Origin of the sequence: Mycobacterium simiae, from assembly GCF_010727605.1 — a bacterium.
Classification (GTDB): domain Bacteria; phylum Actinomycetota; class Actinomycetes; order Mycobacteriales; family Mycobacteriaceae; genus Mycobacterium; species Mycobacterium simiae.
Window position 1 is genome coordinate 3927411 of record NZ_AP022568.1, and the last position, 18163, is coordinate 3945573.

General features: G+C 66.7%; 16 protein-coding genes. 12 read left to right on the top strand and 4 right to left on the bottom strand.

The annotated features are described in order from the left end of the window. Window positions 1-120: 120 nt before the first annotated feature. The 6 genes from G6N33_RS18450 to G6N33_RS18475 all read left to right on the top strand — a co-directional run bounded on the left by G6N33_RS18450 (window position 121) and on the right by G6N33_RS18475 (window position 6442). Entirely contained in the window at window positions 121-909 is a 789-nt protein-coding gene (locus G6N33_RS18450; RefSeq protein WP_044507693.1) for a (2Z,6E)-farnesyl diphosphate synthase, read from the top strand. Between the two features lie 68 nt (window positions 910-977). Next, a complete protein-coding gene (locus tag G6N33_RS18455) occupies window positions 978-2369 on the top strand; it encodes a hypothetical protein (RefSeq protein ID WP_044507690.1) in 1392 nt (463 codons plus the stop codon). Window positions 2370-2539: 170 nt separating this feature from the next. Then, window positions 2540-3628, top strand: coding sequence for a methyltransferase (locus G6N33_RS18460; RefSeq protein WP_044507686.1), 1089 nt, complete (start codon window positions 2540-2542; stop codon window positions 3626-3628). Window positions 3629-3656: 28 nt separating this feature from the next. Continuing rightward, window positions 3657-4745 carry a methyltransferase gene (locus G6N33_RS18465; RefSeq protein WP_163771579.1) on the top strand — a complete coding sequence of 363 codons (1089 nt, stop codon included), beginning with the start codon at window positions 3657-3659 and terminating at the stop codon, window positions 4743-4745. 37 nt (window positions 4746-4782) lie between these two features. After that, window positions 4783-5871, top strand: a complete 1089-nt coding sequence (locus tag G6N33_RS18470; RefSeq protein ID WP_163771581.1) for a methyltransferase — start codon at window positions 4783-4785, stop codon at window positions 5869-5871. A 157-nt stretch (window positions 5872-6028) separates the two neighbouring features. Further along, a complete protein-coding gene (locus G6N33_RS18475) occupies window positions 6029-6442 on the top strand; it encodes a hypothetical protein (protein WP_044507685.1) in 414 nt (137 codons plus the stop codon). Window positions 6443-6471: 29 nt separating this feature from the next. Here G6N33_RS18475 and coaA read toward each other — a convergent pair whose 3' ends face one another. Then, entirely contained in the window at window positions 6472-7410 is a 939-nt protein-coding gene (gene coaA, locus G6N33_RS18480; protein WP_044507684.1) for a type I pantothenate kinase, read from the bottom strand. Window positions 7411-7524: 114 nt separating this feature from the next. On the opposite strand from coaA, the gene glyA reads away from it, so the two are divergent. The 5 genes from glyA to G6N33_RS18505 all read left to right on the top strand — a co-directional run bounded on the left by glyA (window position 7525) and on the right by G6N33_RS18505 (window position 13802). Then, window positions 7525-8814 (top strand): serine hydroxymethyltransferase, encoded by a 1290-nt coding sequence (gene glyA, locus G6N33_RS18485; protein WP_044507683.1) that lies wholly within the window; start codon window positions 7525-7527, stop codon window positions 8812-8814. Between the two features lie 69 nt (window positions 8815-8883). After that, window positions 8884-9711 (top strand): acyl-ACP desaturase, encoded by an 828-nt coding sequence (locus tag G6N33_RS18490; protein WP_044507682.1) that lies wholly within the window; start codon window positions 8884-8886, stop codon window positions 9709-9711. A gap of 226 nt (window positions 9712-9937) precedes the next feature. Further along, window positions 9938-11239 (top strand): PhoH family protein, encoded by a 1302-nt coding sequence (locus G6N33_RS18495; protein ID WP_044507681.1) that lies wholly within the window; start codon window positions 9938-9940, stop codon window positions 11237-11239. A gap of 91 nt (window positions 11240-11330) precedes the next feature. Next, window positions 11331-12215: a polysaccharide deacetylase family protein gene (locus G6N33_RS18500; RefSeq protein WP_084948924.1), complete on the top strand. Its 885-nt coding sequence runs from the start codon at window positions 11331-11333 to the stop codon at window positions 12213-12215. 120 nt (window positions 12216-12335) lie between these two features. After that, window positions 12336-13802, top strand: a complete 1467-nt coding sequence (locus tag G6N33_RS18505; RefSeq protein ID WP_408632801.1) for an adenylate/guanylate cyclase domain-containing protein — start codon at window positions 12336-12338, stop codon at window positions 13800-13802. Between the two features lie 16 nt (window positions 13803-13818). Here G6N33_RS18505 and G6N33_RS18510 read toward each other — a convergent pair whose 3' ends face one another. From G6N33_RS18510 to glpX, 3 genes are read right to left on the bottom strand one after another with little or no spacing between them, the layout of a single operon-like run. Continuing rightward, the gene (locus G6N33_RS18510; protein ID WP_081662051.1) at window positions 13819-14850 is read right to left on the bottom strand and encodes a hypothetical protein; all 1032 of its coding nucleotides are present in this window, start codon (window positions 14848-14850) and stop codon (window positions 13819-13821) included. A gap of 17 nt (window positions 14851-14867) precedes the next feature. After that, window positions 14868-16271: a class II fumarate hydratase gene (locus tag G6N33_RS18515; protein WP_044507678.1), complete on the bottom strand. Its 1404-nt coding sequence runs from the start codon at window positions 16269-16271 to the stop codon at window positions 14868-14870. A gap of 36 nt (window positions 16272-16307) precedes the next feature. Beyond that, the gene (glpX, locus tag G6N33_RS18520) at window positions 16308-17393 is read right to left on the bottom strand and encodes a class II fructose-bisphosphatase (RefSeq protein WP_101528243.1); all 1086 of its coding nucleotides are present in this window, start codon (window positions 17391-17393) and stop codon (window positions 16308-16310) included. Between the two features lie 116 nt (window positions 17394-17509). On the opposite strand from glpX, the gene G6N33_RS18525 reads away from it, so the two are divergent. Continuing rightward, the gene (locus G6N33_RS18525) at window positions 17510-18151 is read left to right on the top strand and encodes a DUF4245 domain-containing protein (protein ID WP_231382664.1); all 642 of its coding nucleotides are present in this window, start codon (window positions 17510-17512) and stop codon (window positions 18149-18151) included. The last annotated feature ends 12 nt before the right edge of the window (window positions 18152-18163 follow it).

The window sequence follows — 18163 nt, forward strand, 5'->3', positions numbered from 1 at the left end:
CCGGTGCCTACTTCGATAAACATTAGCTCGCACCGCCGGGCGGACCGTGGTGTCGGGCGCGGTGACATGCTGCGGAATTCCGCCGGGAATGGGCGCCGGCTCACAGTAGGGTGGACGTTCGTGGAGATCGTCCCGCCGCGGCTCAAAGAGCCGTTGTATCGCGTCTACGAGCTGCGGCTCAGGCAGGGCCTGGCCGCCTCGAAGTCCCAGCTGCCACGGCATATCGCGGTGTTGTGCGACGGGAACCGGCGCTGGGCGCGTGACGCGGGATACGACGACGTCAGCTACGGCTACCGGATGGGCGCGGCCAAGATCGCCGAGATGCTGCGCTGGTGTCAGGAAGCGGGCGTCGAGATGACCACCGTCTATTTGCTGTCCACCGAAAACCTGCAGCGCGATCCCGACGAGCTGGCCGGCCTGATCGAGGTCATCACCGACGTCGTGGAGGAGATCTGCGCCCCGGCCAACCGCTGGAGCGTGCGCACGGTGGGCGACCTGGAACTGCTTGGCGACGAGCCGGCCCGCCGGTTGCGCGAGGCCGTCGAGTCGACGCCCAGCGCCGCGCCCTTCCACGTCAACGTCGCGGTCGGCTACGGCGGGCGGCAGGAAATCGTCGGGGCAGTGCGCGCACTGTTGAGCAAGGAACTCGCTAACGGCGCGACCGCCGACGAGCTGGTCGAGTCGGTGACGGTCGAGGCCATCTCCGAAAATCTCTACACCTCCGGGCAACCGGACCCCGATCTGGTCATCCGCACGTCGGGCGAGCAACGCCTGTCCGGATTCTTGCTGTGGCAGAGCGCGTACTCGGAGATGTGGTTCTGCGAGACGCATTGGCCCGCGTTCCGTCGTGTCGATTTTCTGCGCGCGCTGCGCGACTACAGCCAGCGGGATCGCCGGCACGGCAAGTAGCCGGGGTGCCACGGCCCGGTCGGCGAACGGCCTTAAGCGCCAGGTCCGACGCATGCCACACTGAGTAGATGGCTGCGTTGTCGGCTGTGGTGTTCGCGTTGAGCGGTTGGCTCGGGTTGTATCTGCTGTCCCGTGACCCGCGTAAGCCGGTGCTGGTGCTGGCGGCGATCGGGCTGTGTGGTTTCGCACTGGTGGTGGCGCTGGACGCGGTGCGCACCACGACGCCGGTGCACACTCATGCCGGGCTGCTCAGCCGCATCGAGATCTATCTGGTCGCCATCCCCAGCGTGGCCTGGTTCGCGGTGCTGGTCGAGCTGTCCGGGCCGGCTGATCGCTGGCGCGTCCGCACCCGGGAGCTGCTGCTCGTCGCCGGCGTCGCGGCGCTGACCCTGGTCGCCGCCGCGATCGCCGGCAGCGTCGACGGTCCGTTGCGACCCGGCCATCTGCTGATGTTCGCGGTGATCTCGGTGTCCACCCTCGGTGCGATGGCCGCATTGCTGATGCGCCGGTCGGCCCGGCCGGTGCCGGTGGGCCGCAGCGGCCTGGGAATCGCCGTGATCGCGACGCTGTTCTTCGCCCTGGGCAACGCCATCCTGATCATTCCGCTGGGCCTGGTGCCGAGCTGGCTGGCCCTGGCGTCGACCGGATTCGACGTGTTGCTGCTGGGGGTGGCGGTGGCGGTCTGGGATGCGTTCGACGAGGGCCAGGCGCTGCGGGCGGACATGCGGCGCTCTTTCGCGGGCTCGGCCGTGGTGACGGTGTTGTTCGCCGGTCAGGTGCTGATCGGTCTGCGGTTGACCCGCGATGCACCGTCGACGCAGACCGCGCTGACCGTGCTGCTGTTCACCATTGTGGCGATCGCGCTGGCGGTGCAGGTACTGGCCGATCCGCTGGCCGGCCTGCTCGACCGGCTGGCGTTCGCGAAATCTCCTGCCTTGCAAGCGGATCGGGCCACGCTGCGGCACACCGGCGCGGCGCTGCCGCTTCGATCGGAATATCCGCTGGACGACATCGACGACGAAACCTTCGTCAGGCTCACCCGCCGGGCGCTGGGCCACTACGGCGACCTCACCAAGTTGGTGGCCAGCCCGTTGACCGCGCTGCCGGTGATCAGCGCACGGTTGACGGCGCGGGGAGCGCCCGATCAGCCGGTCGAGCGGGCCAATGAACTCAAAGCGCTACTTGCCGAAGGCATTTCGCGGCTCAAACCGCGTGACGGCGGCGACTTCGGTACCACTGAAGAGTGGCGGCACTACAACTCGCTGTATTTCCCGTACGTCGTCGGGGTGCGCGCGTACGCGCAGAACGCGACGGCTTCGGGTCTGGATCCCACCGCACGGCGGGCCTGGCAGTGGTTCGTCACCGAGGTCCCACAGCGTTCGTTGCACAACTGGCAGAACGCGGCGGCCCGCCTGATTGCGGCCGATCTGCGTGGGCGGGTGACTGTTTCCAGCGACTAGCGCCGCCGAGTGGTCGAAAACTTTGCCGTTTGCGTACAGGGACCGGCGTAATTTGGCTGACAACCCCGGTTGTAATGGCAATGCGACCCATCTTCGGTTGAGCTGGCAACGAATACGAAATGCGCGGGCACCCGGTCCGCGGCGTGCTATCCGATATGCCAGGGGGACTTATGTTTTCGCCAACCCTTCCGTCCGCACAGCTGGCGCGAGCCTATGAGAAGATGCGCTACCGCATCGGCCAGCTGCACCGGCGTATGGTGCCGCCGCCGGTGGCGATGATGGAAATGATCATGGATGCGTGGGCGGCACAGTCCATTACGGCCGCGGCTGACCTCGGCATTGCCGATGCGCTGGCCAAGTCACCGATGACGGCCGACGAGTTGGCCGTCGCGGTCGACGCCGACGCCGATACCCTCAGCCGCCTGATGCGGGCGCTGATCACTCGAGGCATTTTCCGTCGTCGCCGTGACGGGCGCTACGACCTCACCCCGTTGGCGGAGACGCTGCGCAGTGACAACACGTCGTCGCTGCGCGCGTTGGCCCGGTTTCTGGGGTCGCCGCAGGATCGAGAGCACTGGAGCCATGTCACCAACTCCATTCGCACCGGTCGGTCTGCGGTCGAGGACCTGCGCGGCAAAACGTATTTCGAGTTCATGTCCGAGCAACCGGAGTTCAGTGAGATCTTCAATGAGGCCATGACGAGCATGTCCGAATTGGCGATTCCACCGATCATCGCCGCCTACGATTTCAACCGCTATTCGACGATTGTCGACGTGGCGGGTGGACACGGTCGGTTCTTGGCCGCAATCCTAAACGCCGCACCGCAATCCCGCGGCATCCTGTTCGATCAACCGCACGTGATTGCGGGGGCCTTCCCATTGCTCGAGCAACATCGGGTGGCCGACCGGGTGAAGCTCGTCGAAGGTTCCTTCTTCGAGACGGTGGCCGACGGCGGCGATGCCTATGTCCTCAAACACATCATCCACGACTGGCCCGACGACGAAGCCGTGCAGATTCTGCGCAACGTCCGCAAGGCGGCTGGACCCGGAAAGCAGTTGTTGCTAGTTGAATTCGTCATTCCGAAGCATGACCGGGAGTTTCCCGGTCACTGGATGGACCTGGGGATGCACGTTGCGGCCGGCGCCCGCGAACGCACCGCCGGACAATACGGCCGACTGCTCCAGCTCGCCGGATTCCGGATGACTGGGGTCGTCGAAACAGTCTCGCCGATCGGCATCGTCGAAGCGGTGTCCGTCTAGGTCGATGCGCTGATGCCGAGGGGGGCTTATGCGTTCGTTGAAACTCTCACCTGTCCAACTGGCCCACGTTGTCGGTTTCGCCCGGCATCACGTCGGTCGGCTGCACCAACGCATGGCTCCGCCACAGGACGCCATGTTGGAAATGATCACGAATGCCTGGGTGGCGCAAGCGATCACCGGTGCGGTTGATTTGGGCATCGCCGACGCGCTGGCGGACGGACCGTTGTCGGCCGACGAGTTGGCCACCGCGGCCAACGCCGATGCGGACGCCGTCCGCCGGCTATTGCGTGCTCTGGTCGGCCGCGGTGTCTTTCGGCAACTGCGTGACGGGCGCTTCGCGCTCAACCCGCTGGGCCACACGCTGCGCAGCGACAGTGCGACCTCGGTGCGGGGCATGGCTCGATACATTGGTGCCCCGCAGCATCGGGAGCACTGGAACCATTGCGGCACCGCACTGCGTACCGGACGTGCTGTCGTTTCCCACCTCCGCGGCAAGCCGATTTTCGAATACCTGGCCGAGGAAAAGGAACTCGACGAGATCTTCAACGTCGCCATGACCAACATGTCCGAGCTGGCGGTGCCGCCGGTGATCGCGAGTTATGACTTCAGTCGTTTTTCGACGATCGTCGATGTTGCCGGTGGGCATGGTCGGTTGTTGGCCGCGATCCTGAATGCGACGCCGCACGCGCGGGGGATCCTGTTCGACCAGCCTCATGTGGTGGCCGACGCGCCGGCGCTGCTCAAGCAGCACGGGGTGGCCGACCGGGTGCGGGTGGTTGCCGGGTCGTTCTTCGATTCGATCACCGAGGGTGGTGATGTCTATGTTCTCAAGCACATCATTCACGACTGGGCCGACGACCAAGCGCTGCAGATTCTGCGCAACGTGCGTCGCGCGGCGGGGATCGGCAAGCACGTGCTGCTGGTCGAAATGGTTCTGCCCGAACACGATCGCGACCACTTGAGCAATTGGCTGGACCTGCAAATGTTGATGGAATGCGACGCCCGCGAGCGCACCGTCGCCGAGTACGACCTGCTGCTCGATGGCGCCGGCTTCCGCCTGACGAGGGTGGTGAAAACGGCTTCCGCGTACCGCATTGTCGAGGCGGTCGCCATTTAGGCCCGCGGAGAAAATTACCTATCACCTAGGAGTGCTTGTGTTTTCGCCCAACATTCGGACACTTGAAGTCGCTCGGGCTCTCGACTGTGCCCGTCATCACGTCGCTCGGCTGCACCAGCGGATGGCTCCGCCGCCCGCCGTGATGATGGAATTGGTGTCGCAGGGCTGGGCGGCGCAGGCCATTACCGCCGCGGCCGATCTGGGCATCGCCGACGCGCTGGTGGACGGGCCGTTGTGGGCAGACGAGTTGGCCGCTGCGGTCGACGCGGACACCGACGGCGTGAGCCGGCTGATGCGAGTGTTGATTGGGCGAGGCGTTTTCCGTCGCATCCGCGACGGGCGCTACGCCCTCAACCGGCTCGGTGACACGCTGCGCAGCGATGCCGAAATTTCGATGCGCGGCGCTGCCCGGTTTCTCGGTGCCGCCCAGCATCGCGAACATTGGAGCCACCTCACCACCGCGATCCGTACCCGTCGTTCCGTCGTTCCGGCGCTGCGCGGTAAACCGATTTTCGAATACCTGGCCGAAGACGGGGACTACGACGAGATCTTCAACGTGGCGATGACGAGCACGTCCGAGGTTGCCATCCCGCCGGTCGTCGCGAGTTATGACTTCAGTCGTTTTTCGACGATCGTCGATGTTGCCGGTGGGCATGGTCGGTTGTTGGCCGCGATCCTGAATGCGACGCCGCACGCGCGGGGGATCCTGTTCGACCAGCCTCATGTGGTGGCCGACGCGCCGGCGCTGCTCAAGCAGCACGGGGTGGCCGACCGGGTGCGGGTGGTTGCCGGGTCGTTCTTCGATTCGATCACCGAGGGTGGTGATGTCTATGTTCTCAAGCACATCATTCACGACTGGGCCGACGACCAAGCGCTGCAGATTCTGCGCAACGTGCGTCGCGCGGCGGGGATCGGCAAGCACGTGCTGCTGGTCGAAATGGTTCTGCCCGAACACGATCGCGACCACTTGGGGAAGCTGCTCGACCTGGAAGTGCTCGTCGAATTCGACGCCCGCGAGCGCACCGCCGACGGATACCGGCAATTGCTGCGCGAGGCCGGCTTCCGGATGACCGAAGTGGTGTCGACGGCCTCGCCGTACAGCGTCGTCGAAGCGATCGCTCTCTGATGCGAATTCGGTCACACGCGGCGCGGGATGAGCGGACAAAATGCCTGGTCACTTAGATCGTGGCAGCAGCTGGCAGCGCCGTGCGTCGATACGGCAGTGCGCGGGCGGCACGCTGAAATCCAGTTCGACACCATCAGTCATCGCAAGGAGTAACCACATGTCCGCTGTCACCGGCATACCAAACATGCGCCTCTACGACGCCACCGACTCGTTGCTGCGGTTCGCCATGCGCGTGGACGCCACGTTGACGGGGCTATGCGGTGTGGCCGTCGCCTTCTTCGCCGATCCGCTCGCGTCGCTGACCGGGCTCGGTTCCAATCTGCACTTCATCCTCGGCGCCGTCTTCGTGTGCTACGGCCTGGCGGTCTACGGCCTGACCGGGCTGGAAGATCTACGCAGCGTGGGGGTGGGCGTCGTGGTGGTCAACCTGGTGTTGACGCTGCTCGCTTTCGGGGCGGTGCAGGCGCTACCCATGACCGCGATCGGAGTGGGCATGGCCGTGGCCCTTGGCCTGGTAACTGCCGCCCTCGCGTGGCTGCAGTACTTGGGAGTGCGCAGGTTGCGCGCGTAGTCCCGTTTCCGCCGGGGCGGGCCCGTGCATCACAGCTTGCGTAGCCGCAGGCGGTTGATGGAGTGGTCGGCGTCCTTGCGCAGCACCAGCGTCGCGCGCGGACGGGTGGGCAGGATGTTCTCCACCAGGTTCGGCCGGTTGATGGACCGCCAGATCTCGCGGGCGGCGGCTATGGCCTTGGTGTCGTTGAGAGCGGAGTAGTGGTGGAAGTGCGATTCCGGATCGGCGAAGGCCGTGCCGCGCATGGCCAAGAACCGCGAGATATACCACTGTTCGATGTCTTCGATTCGAGCGTCGACATACAAGGAAAAGTCGAACAGGTCCGACACCATCAGGGTCGGACCTGTCTGCAACACGTTGAGACCTTCCAAAATCAAGATGTCCGGGTGCCGGACGACGTGTTTGGCCCCGGGAATGATGTCGTAGCGCAAGTGTGAATACACCGGTGCACACGCGTAGTCGGAACCCGACTTGACCGATGTGACGAATCGCATCAGCGCCCGACGGTTGTAGCTCTCCGGAAAACCTTTGCGGTGCATCAAGTTTCGTCGGTCTAGCTCCGAATTCGGGTAAAGGAAACCGTCGGTGGTGACCAGGTCGACGCGCGGATGGTGATCCCAGCGCGCCAGCAACGCCTGCAGCACGCGCGCGGTGGTCGACTTCCCGACCGCCACGCTGCCGGCCACCCCGATGATGAACGGGACGGGTCGGTCGGGATTCTGCTGCGGCTCACCGAGGAACTCCGCGGTGGCGGCGAACAATCGTTGCCGGGCCGCCACCTGGAGATGAATCAGCCGGGCCAGCGGCAGATAGACCTCCTCGACCTCGAGCAGGTCGATCTGCTCGCCGAGCCCACGCAGGCCGACGAGTTCCTCTTCCGTGAGGGCCAGCGGCGTCGACATGCGCAACGCGCGCCACTGCTTTCGGTCGAACTCCACATAAGGGCTCGGCTCGCTCAGCCGGGGCATAGTGCCAGTGTGGCAGGGACGACCGCAGGCCACACGGCTGGGCTGGATAAACCACCGCTCGATAGACTGACGGCTGTGACTGCTGCACCTGATGCCCGCGTATCCGCTTCCGTGATGTCCGCACCGCTCGCCGAGGTGGACCCGGACATCGCCGAGCTGCTCGGCAAAGAGCTGGGCCGTCAGCGCGACACCCTGGAAATGATCGCGTCGGAGAACTTCGTGCCGCGCTCGGTGCTGCAGGCGCAGGGCAGCGTGCTGACCAACAAGTACGCCGAAGGCCTGCCCGGTCGGCGCTACTACGGCGGTTGCGAGCACGTCGACGTGGTGGAAAACATCGCCCGCGATCGGGCAAAGGCACTGTTCGGCGCAGACTTCGCCAACGTGCAGCCACATTCCGGGGCGCAGGCCAACGCGGCGGTGCTGCACGCCCTGATGTCGCCCGGCGAGCGGCTGCTGGGCCTGGACCTGGCCAACGGCGGGCATCTGACCCACGGTATGAAGCTCAACTTCTCCGGCAAGCTCTACGAGAACGGCTTCTACGGCGTCGACCCGACGTCGCATCTGGTCGACATGGACGTGGTGCGCGCCAAGGCGCTCGAGTTCCGTCCGAAGGTCATCATCGCCGGCTGGTCGGCCTATCCGAGGGTCCTGGACTTCGCGGCGTTCCGCTCGATCGCCGACGAGGTCGACGCCAAGCTCTGGGTGGACATGGCGCACTTCGCGGGCCTGGTCGCCGCGGGGCTGCACCCCTCGCCGGTGCCGCACGCCGATGTCGTGTCGACCACCATCCACAAGACGCTGGGCGGCGGCCGCTCGGGAATGATCTTGGGCAAGCAGGAATACGCCAAGGCCGTCAATTCGGCGGTGTTCCCGGGCCAGCAGGGCGGGCCGCTGATGCACGTGATCGCGGGTAAGGCGGTCGCGCTGAAGATCGCCAGCACCCCGGAGTTCGCCGAGCGCCAGCAGCGCACGCTGTCGGGTGCGCGGATCCTGGCGGACCGGCTGCTGGCGGCCGATGTGGCCAAGGCCGGCGTCTCAGTGGTCAGCGGCGGCACCGACGTCCACTTGGTGTTGGTCGATCTGCGCAATTCGCCGCTGGACGGGCAGGCAGCCGAGGATTTGCTGCACGAGGTTGGCATCACGGTCAATCGCAACGCCGTCCCTAACGACCCGCGGCCGCCGATGGTTACCTCGGGTCTGCGGATCGGGACGCCCGCCCTGGCCACCCGCGGTTTCGGCGACGCGGAGTTCGCCGAGGTCGCCGATGTCATCGCCACCGCGCTGGCCGCCGGTACCGCGGCCTCCGAAGGGCAAATCTCGGGGCTGCGGCAACGGGTCACCACGCTGGCGCGCGACTTCCCGCTCTACGACGGTCTCGAGGACTGGGCGCTAGTCGGTCGCTGACGGCACCGAGGGCCGCGACACGCGCGACCCCGGTTTATTTCACCTGTGTCTACGGGTTACAGTTACCGCATGGCACAGAAACCTGTAGCTAATGCGCTCACCCTGGAACTCGAGCCGGTCGTCGAGGCCAATATGGACCGCCACCTCAACACCGAGGACATCTGGTTCGCCCACGACTACGTGCCGTTCGACCGCGGCGAGAACTTCGCATTTCTCGGCGGGCGGGACTGGGATCCGTCCAGCATGACGCTGCCCCGGCCCCTCACCGACGCCTGCGAAATTCTCCTGCTGATCAAGGACGACCTGGCCGCTCATCACCGCGAGTTCGTCGAGCACTTCATTCTCGAGGACTGGTGGGGGCGCTGGATCGGTCGCTGGACCGCCGAGGAGCATCTGCACGCCATCGCGCTGCGCGAATACCTAGTGGTTACCCGCGAGGTCGACCCCACCGCCAATGAGGAGGCGCGCGTCCAGTACGTGATGCAGGGTTACCGCGCCGACCACTACTCGCAAATCGAGACCCTGGTGCACATGGCGCTCACCGAACGCACCCACGCGGTCTTCACCCGCAACCTGGCCGCCCAGCTCGAGGAGCCCATCCTGGCCGGACTGATCGACCGGATCTCGCGCGACGAGGTGCGCCACGAGGAGTTCTTCGCCAACCTCGTCGCCCATTGCCTCGAGTACACCCGCGACGAGACGATCGGCGCGATCGCCGCCCGCGCGTCGGAACTCCAGGTGGTCGGCGCCGACATCCAGGCATATCAGGACAAGGTGCAAAACGTCGCTGCTGCCGGAATTTTCGGTCCCGAGGACCTGCGCCAGGCGATCTCCGACCGGATCAAGGCCTGGGGCGTCGCTGACGAGCCGCAGCTACGGCAGTTCGTCGTCGACTGACGCCCGCCGCCTTCGGCGGCCGTCGGTATCCCGGCGTCGGCGCGTCTGCGCGGCGGTGCAGCGCTCTCGGGAGTAGCGTCATCCTCGATGGCCAGCGTCATGTTCAGCTGCCAGGGCGGCACTTCCCGTCATCCAACGGAAGGGCCGGCCCCGGTCCTCGTGTCGCAGTTCCCGCCGACATGCCTGTGCGGGTCCGCGCGGGCTCATCCCGCACGAGGAGCGCTTCGTGACCGATATCCGGACCTACGTGATCGACACCTCCGTGCTGCTGTCCGATCCTTGGGCATGCAGCAGGTTCGCCGAGCACGAGGTGGTGGTCCCGTTGGTGGTGATCAGCGAACTGGAGGCCAAACGCCATCATCATGAGCTGGGCTGGTTCGCCCGTCAAGCGCTGCGTCTGTTCGATGATCTCCGACTGGAGCACGGTCGCCTAGATCAGCCCATTCCCGTTGGGACGCAAGGTGGTTCGCTACACGTCGAGCTCAACCACACCGACCCGACCGTGCTGCCCGCCGGATTCCGCACCGACAGCAACGACTCCCGGATCCTGAGCTGCGCGGCCAACCTGGCCGCCGAGGGTAAGCGAGTCACCTTGGTGAGCAAGGACATTCCGTTGCGAGTCAAGGCCGCCGCGGTGGGTTTGGCCGCCGACGAGTATCACGCGCAGGATGTCGTGGCCTCCGGCTGGTCGGGAATGCAGGAGATCGAGACGGCCGCCGAGGATATCGACGCGTTGTTCGCCGACGGCGAGATCGATCTGGTCGAGGCTCGAGACTTGCCTTGCCACACCGGGATTCGGCTGCTGGGCGGCAGCTCGCACGCCTTGGGCCGGGTGACGGCGGCCAAGCGTGTCCAGCTGGTTCGCGGCGACCGCGAGGTGTTCGGGCTGCGCGGCCGCTCGGCCGAGCAACGGGTGGCACTCGACCTGCTGCTCGACGAGTCGGTGGGCATCGTGTCGCTGGGCGGTAAGGCCGGTACGGGTAAGTCGGCGTTGGCCCTGTGTGCCGGTCTCGAGGCGGTGCTGGAACGTCGCACGCAGCGCAAGGTCGTGGTGTTCCGCCCGCTGTACGCCGTCGGCGGGCAGGAGCTGGGCTACCTGCCCGGCAGCGAGAGCGAAAAGATGGGCCCCTGGGCGCAGGCGGTCTTCGACACACTGGAAGGCCTGGCCAGCCCCGCCGTGCTGGAAGAGGTGCTATCCCGGGGGATGCTCGAGGTGCTGCCGTTGACCCACATCCGGGGGCGCTCGCTGCATGACTCGTTCGTCATCGTCGACGAGGCGCAATCGCTGGAGCGCAATGTGCTGCTCACGGTGCTGTCGCGACTGGGCACCGGATCGCGAGTGGTGCTGACCCACGACATCGCCCAGCGCGACAACCTGCGGGTCGGCCGGCATGACGGTGTCGCGGCGGTGATCGAGAAGCTCAAGGGTCACCCCCTGTTTGCGCACATCACGCTGTTGCGCAGCGAGCGTTCGCCGATTGCGGCGCTGGTCACCGAGATGCTCGAGGAGATCGCCGGCCCGCACTGACCGCTCGCCCGCTCGCGAAACTGTATTCCGCTACGGTCCTACTCGCGAAATGCGTCGCTGGTTGCAGTCTCGCGGTGGGTAGGCTTTTCCCGTGCCGAAACGACCCGACAACCAGGCGTGGCGCTACTGGCGGACCGTGTTCGGCGTCGTGGCCGCCGGTGCTGTGCTGGTCATCGGCGGTCTGACCGGACACGTGACCCGCGCGGACAACCTGAGTTGCTCGGTGGTCAAGTGCGTCGCGTTGACGTTCGACGACGGGCCGGGCCCGTTCGACGAGCGGCTGCTGCAGATCCTGAAAGACAGTGGTATCCCGGACGCCAAGGCCACCTTCTTCCTGATCGGCAACAAGGTGGCCGCCAACCCGGCCGGCGCCAAACGCATCGCCGACGCCGGCATGGAGATCGGGAGTCACACCTGGGAACACCCCAACATGGCGACGATCCCGCCGGAGGACATCGCCGCGCAGTTCACCAAGGCCAACGACGCGATCAACGCCGCCACCGGGCGGACCCCGACGCTGTACCGGCCGGCCGGCGGACTGTCCACACCCGAGGTGCGACAGACCGCCGCCCGCTACGGCCTAGCCGAAATCTTGTGGGATGTAATCCCGTTCGATTGGGCGAACGACTCGAACACCGCGGCCACCCGGTACATGTTGATGACCTACATCAAACCCGGGTCTGTGGTGTTGTTCCACAACACCTACTCGAGCACCGTTGACTTGGTGTACCAGTTCATCCCGGTGCTCAAGGCCAACGGCTACCGGCTGGTGACGGTCAGCGAACTTCTCGGCCCGCGCGCCCCCGGCAGCAGCTACGGGAGCCGGGAAAATGGGCCACCGGCCAATGACTTGCACGACATTCCGCCCGAGGACATCCCGACGTTGCCCAATACCCCCTCACCCAAGCCGATGCCGAATTTCCCGATCACCGACATCCCGGGGCAGAACTCGGGCGGACCGAACAATGGCGCCTAGCGCGGGTGCAGCTACCTTGAGCAGGTGATCAAGGCGGACTGGCTGCGGGCTCGGGCCACGCGTGAACCGCGGGACTCGGACCCGACATCCGGCGAGCCGCGGCGCAAGTCGGCTCGCAGGCTGTTGATCGAGTACGCAATCGACCTCGCCCTGGCCTACGTCATCGCCGTCATCGATGTCGCTGCCATCCTGATTCCGCTGCGCGGCCACACCTCCGCGGCCACCAGCGTTGTGTTCGGGGCAAAGGACACGGCCATCGTGGCGGTGCTGGTGGTGCTCGGGATCGTCGGCGTCGCGGTGGCCGGCGCGTTCAGCCTCGCGCCGACGGTGCGGTGGTATGCCGCCGGCCAGGAACCGAGCACCGCGCAACGGGAAGCCGTGATGCGGCTGGCCGGCCGCCAGACGGGCATCTTGCTGACGGCCTGGGGTGTGGCCGGCGGGATCTTCGTACTGGTCAATCTCCGCGGCGGCGCGGCGTTGCTGTTGCCGCTGGTGCTGGGGGTGCTGCTGGGCGGGCCTGCTGCCGCGGGCACCGGAATGCTGCTCGCCCAGCGGACCCTGCGGCCCGTCATGGGCGCCGCGACGCGCGGCCAGGAGCCGCGGCTGGCGGTGCCGGGGGTGTTCGCGCGGCTGGTCATGCTGTGGTTCTTGGTCAGCGCGCTGCCCATCGGCGGGATCGCCACCCTGGTGGTGCTGCGCTCCTACGGCTGGCTGATCGACAAGTCCGCCTCGTTGGACGTGCCGATCCTGGTGGTGTCGCTGGCCGCGCTACTGCTCGGCTTGCCCACCATGATCCTGACGTCGCGCTCCATCTCCGATCCGATCGGCGAAGTCGTCGACGCGATGGCGCAGGTCGAACGCGGCCACATCGACGCGTCGGTCGGCGCTTACGAGCGATCCCAAATCGGGCGTCTGCAAACGGGATTCAACCGGATGGTGGCCGGCCTGGCCGAGCGTGACCGGCTGCGCGACCTGTTCGGTCGATACGTCGGCGCCGACGTCGCCCAACGCGCTATCGAAGAGGGCGCCTCGCTGTCGGGGGATGTCGTCGAGGCCGCGGTGCTGTTCATCGATCTGGTGGGCTCGACTCAGCTGGCGGAAAGCCTTCCGCCGCAAGAGGTTGCCGACGTGCTCAACGACTTCTTTCGGATCGTGGTCGAGGCCGTCGACGAGCATGGCGGCCTAATCAACAAGTTCGCCGGCGACGCCGCGCTGGCCATTTTCGGGGCCCCGTTGCGGACCAGCGAGCCGGCCTCGGCGGCACTGGCCACGGCACGCACGCTGGGCACCGAGCTGCGCCGGCTGCCAGTGGTCGATTTCGGTGTCGGCGTGTCGGCGGGCCGCGTCTTCGCCGGCAATATCGGCGCCGAAAACCGCTATGAATACACGGTTATCGGCGATGCTGTCAACGAGGCCGCGCGGCTGGCGGACCTCGCCAAGACCTCGGATCGCCGCATCCTGTGTTCGGCGGCGGCCATTGAGCGTGCCGACGCCGCGGAGGCCGCACACTGGGCCGAGTGCTATTCCACCGTGCTGCGCGGGCGCTCGGAAACGACGCACGTCTCGGCGCCCGCACGTCTCGCCTAGCGTGCGAATCAAACTGTTATTTCGAGACCTTCAGCGACCCGATCACCTGGTTGAGCAGTCCGGCCGAGGCGGTGTCACCGATCGGCGTCGCGCCCAGGAAAATGGTGACCGGCTTGGTGTCGACCGCGATGATGACCACCGAGTCGCCCTTCACATTTCGAGCCGGGTCGGCAATGGTGACGTCGGCTTCCACCCGGGCGGCCTTGACGCCGTCAACCGTCGTGGACGACTTCTTGAGCGGGCCCAGCGTCGGTGAGGCGTTGGAGTAACCGGGGCCTACCGCCACGCAGTTCATCAATTTCGACGCCTGCGCGGCGACGTCCATGCTCGGGACGAAATTCGTCACGGCAACCTCGGCCTGCATCACCCACTGGTTGGCGCCGGGCACTTCCTGCGCAACACCCACCGCGCCAATGAGATTCGGCGTCTGGTCGTCTGAGAACGGCATCCATCCGGGGGCCGCGTTGGCCGGGAATGACAACTTGCCCGCCGCAATCGGCGCGCCGCCCGCGGGCGTCTCGCCCCCGGACACGTTGGGCGTGCAGTCGGAGGCGGTCTGCCCGGAACCACTCGGATCCGACGTCGGCGCGAGGGTCGAAGACGGGGTGCCGGTGGGGGCCGCGCTGGGGGATGAGGGTCCGCTGTTGAGGCTGAGCACCAAGATCACCACCAGTGCGATGACGCCCAACACGGCGATGCCGGCGACGATCAACCACGGCATGTTCGAGCGCGGTCCGTTCGGCGGTGGCCCCGGCGGGTAGGACCCGGGTGGCCAGCCGGGTGGAAACTGCGGCCCCGGTTGACCGAACGGTTGACCCGGGTAGCCGGGCGCCGAGGGGTCCATCCCACCCGCGGGATTGGTGAACGGACCGGTCGGCGGGTAAGGGTACCCGCCACTGGGCGGCCCCGGATACGAGCCGCCCGGGGGGTACGGCGGCGGGCCTCCCTGCGGGCCGCTTTGCGGCTGCCCACCCCAATAGGGATGCTGCCCATACGGATTCGCTCCGTACGGGTCTTGACCGTACGGTCCGCTCGGAGGAACCGTCATTGCCGAACCACCCCCACCTAGTTGGCCGGTTTGACCTTGGCCATGGCCAGCACGTCGAGCCGGCGATCCAGCTCCTCGATTGACAGCTTGTCACCGATTAGGCCGCGGTCGATGACCGCCTGGCGAATCGTCTTCTTCTCCTTGAGCGCTTGCTTGGCCACGGCGGCGGCTTCCTCGTAACCGATCGCCGAGTTCAGCGGAGTCACGATGGACGGCGACGACTCGGCAAGCTCGCGTAAGTGCTCGACGTTGGCCGACAGCCCGACGATGCAGCGCTGGGCGAACAACCGCGACACGTTGGTCAGCAGCTTGAACGACTCCAGGATGTTGCGGGCCATCATCGGGATGTACACGTTCAGCTCGAACGCACCCGACAGGCCGCCCACGGCAACGGCGGCGTCGTTGCCGATGACCTGCGCGGCAACCTGCGTAACGGCCTCCGGCAGAACGGGATTGACTTTGCCCGGCATGATGGAGCTGCCCGGCTGCAGGTCCGGCAGCTGGATCTCGGCCAGGCCGGTCAGCGGGCCGGATCCCATCCACCGGATGTCGTTGGCGATCTTGGTCAGCGACACCGCGATGGTGCGCAGTGCGCCGGAGGCCTCCACCAGGCCGTCACGCGCTGCCTGCGCCTCGAAAGAGTTTGTCGCCGTGCGTAGTTCGGACAGCCCGGTCGAGGAGACCAGCGCCTCGACCACCTTGGCGCCGAAGCCGTCGGGGGCGTTGAGCCCGGTGCCCACCGCGGTTCCGCCGATCGCCAGCTCGCCCAGCCGCGGCAGCGTGGCGCGCACCCGCTCGATCCCGGCCTCGATCTGGCGGGCATACCCGCTGAACTCCTGGCCCAGCGTCACCGGGACGGCATCCATCAGGTGGGTACGGCCGGACTTGACCACGGTGTGCCACTCGGTGGCCTTGTCGGCCAGCGCCTCGTGCAGCTCCTCCAGTGCCGGGATCAGGTGGCGCACGGCGGCTTCGGTGGCGGCGATGTGAGTGGCGGTGGGGAAGGTGTCGTTGGACGACTGCGACATGTTGACGTCGTCGTTGGGATGCACGGTTACGCCGTTTCTGGCCGCGATGGAGGCGATCACCTCGTTGGTGTTCATGTTGGAGCTGGTGCCCGACCCGGTCTGGAAGACGTCGATCGGGAATTGGTCGTCATGGGCGCCGTCGGCGATCTCGGCGGCCGCGGCGATGATGGCGTCGGCCTTTTCCGGCGCCAGCAGCCCGAGGTCCTTGTTCACCTGCGCGCAGGCGCCTTTGAGCAATCCCAGCGCGCGAATCTGGGTGCGTTCGAGCCCCCGGCCCGAGATCGGGAAGTTCTCCACGGCGCGCTGAGTTTGCGCTCGCCACAACGCTTTTACCGGCACCCGGACTTCGCCCATGGTGTCGTGTTCGATGCGATATTCGGCGCTGTCGGCCATGAATCGGTTCCTCTTCGTCGGGGGTTGCTGTCGCGGTTACGGCAGCGGATAGGCGGCGCTGCTGTCGCCGGTGAAGTCGATCGCGGAGTATTCGTTGAGTTTCGAAAGCCGGTGATAGGCGTCGATCATCCGGACGGTGCCCGACTTCGACCGCATCACGATCGATTGCGTCGTACAGCCGCCGGGGTAGTACTGCACCCCCTTGAGCAGGTCACCGTTGGTGACCCCGGTCGCGCAGAAAAAGACGTTGTCCCCGGACACGAGATCTTCGGTGGTCAGGATCTGGTCCAGGTCGTAGCCCGCATCCAGGGCCTTGCGCCGCTCGGCCTCGTCCTTGGGTGCCAGCTGGGCCTGAATCGCCCCACCCATACAGCGGATCGCCGCCGCGGCGATGATGCCCTCTGGGGTGCCGCCGATCCCGGCCAGCATGTCGGTGCCCGAGTCGGGCCGACACGCGGAGATCGCCCCAGCGACATCGCCGTCGGTGATGAGCCGGATGCGTGCCCCGGTGGTGCGGGTTTCTTCGATCAGCTGAGCGTGCCGCGGCCGGTCCAATATGCAGACAGTCATGTCCCGCACCGACAGGCCCTTGACCTTGGCGACCGCGCGGATGTTGTCGGCGATGGGCGCGGTGATGTCCAGCACATGTGCGGCCTCGGGTCCGACGGCGATCTTGTTCATGTAGAACACCGCCGACGGGTCGAACATCGCCCCCCGATCGGCGACCGCCAGCACCGAGATGGCGTTGGGCATGCCCTTGCTCATCAACGTGGTTCCGTCGACGGGGTCGACGGCGAAGTCGCAGTCCGGACCATCGCCGTTGCCGACCTCTTCGCCGTTGTAGAGCATGGGCGCTTCGTCTTTTTCGCCCTCGCCGATGACGACGACCCCCCGCATGGACACGGAGTTGACCAGTTCACGTATCGCGTCGACCGCCGCGCCGTCGCCGCCTTCCTTGTCGCCCCGACCCACCCAGCGGCCGGCCGCCATCGCGCCCGCCTCGGTGACCCGTACCAGCTCCAGGGCCAGGTTCCGGTCCGGGGCCTCGCGACGCACACGTCCCTGCGCGTCGGGGCCCGTGGTCGCGGCCGACGACGAACCAGATCCGCCCGATGCTGTCATGGTTGCTGATTCTCCCAGAAGCGGATCGGTCGACTGGAGCTGGGCTGTGGCTGGTGACGGTGGGCTGGGATACTCGTGGGGTGACCGAGGAACAGCCCTGCGGTACCCCAGCCGAGCTGGCCGGGGAGCCCGCGCCCGCGGCCCGGCCCGCTAAAGCCCGGCTGCTGCAGGACGGTCGCGACATGTTCTGGTCGCTGGCTCCGCTGGTCATCGGGTGCATCCTGCTGGCGGGCATGGTGGGGATGTGCTCATTCCAGCCCACCGGCGCCAACAAGGGCACAATTCCGTCGTACGACGCGGCGGCGGCGTTGCGGGCGGACGCCCAGACGCTGGGATTCCCGATCCGGCTGCCTGCATTGCCGGCGGGCTGGCAGCCCAACTCGGGCAGCCGCGGCGGCATCGAGGGCGGGCGAACCTCGGGTGGGCAGCGCGTCCACGCGGCGACCTCGACGGTGGGATACCTCAGCCCGACCGGAATGTATCTGAGCCTGACCCAAAGCAACGCCGACGAAGACAAGCTGGTCGGGTCGATCCACGCGTCGGCGTACCCCACCGGAACCGTCGACGTCGCGGGCACCAACTGGGTCACCTACCGCGGCACCGGCGACCGCGGGGCCGACGCCGAACCGGTCTGGACGACCAGGCTGACCAGCCCCGGCGGCGCCACCCAGATCGCGATCACCGGCGCCGGAACCACCGACCAGTTTCGTACGCTGGCGGCGGCGATCCAGTCGCAGGCACCCCTGGCAAGCCATTAGCTGACGGCGGAT

Excerpts from the sequence above, each read along its gene's own strand:
- glpX (WP_101528243.1), bottom strand. The coding sequence starts at position 17,393 with ATGACAGCATCGGGCGGATCTGGTTCGTCGTCGGCCGCGACCACGGGC.
- G6N33_RS18460 (WP_044507686.1), top strand. The coding sequence starts at position 2,540 with ATGTTTTCGCCAACCCTTCCGTCCGCACAGCTGGCGCGAGCCTATGAG.
- G6N33_RS18510 (WP_081662051.1), bottom strand. The coding sequence starts at position 14,850 with ATGACGGTTCCTCCGAGCGGACCGTACGGTCAAGACCCGTACGGAGCG.
- G6N33_RS18455 (WP_044507690.1), top strand. The coding sequence starts at position 978 with ATGGCTGCGTTGTCGGCTGTGGTGTTCGCGTTGAGCGGTTGGCTCGGG.
- G6N33_RS18475 (WP_044507685.1), top strand. The coding sequence starts at position 6,029 with ATGTCCGCTGTCACCGGCATACCAAACATGCGCCTCTACGACGCCACC.
- G6N33_RS18515 (WP_044507678.1), bottom strand. The coding sequence starts at position 16,271 with ATGGCCGACAGCGCCGAATATCGCATCGAACACGACACCATGGGCGAA.
- G6N33_RS18465 (WP_163771579.1), top strand. The coding sequence starts at position 3,657 with ATGCGTTCGTTGAAACTCTCACCTGTCCAACTGGCCCACGTTGTCGGT.
- glyA (WP_044507683.1), top strand. The coding sequence starts at position 7,525 with ATGTCCGCACCGCTCGCCGAGGTGGACCCGGACATCGCCGAGCTGCTC.
- G6N33_RS18490 (WP_044507682.1), top strand. The coding sequence starts at position 8,884 with ATGGCACAGAAACCTGTAGCTAATGCGCTCACCCTGGAACTCGAGCCG.
- coaA (WP_044507684.1), bottom strand. The coding sequence starts at position 7,410 with ATGCCCCGGCTGAGCGAGCCGAGCCCTTATGTGGAGTTCGACCGAAAG.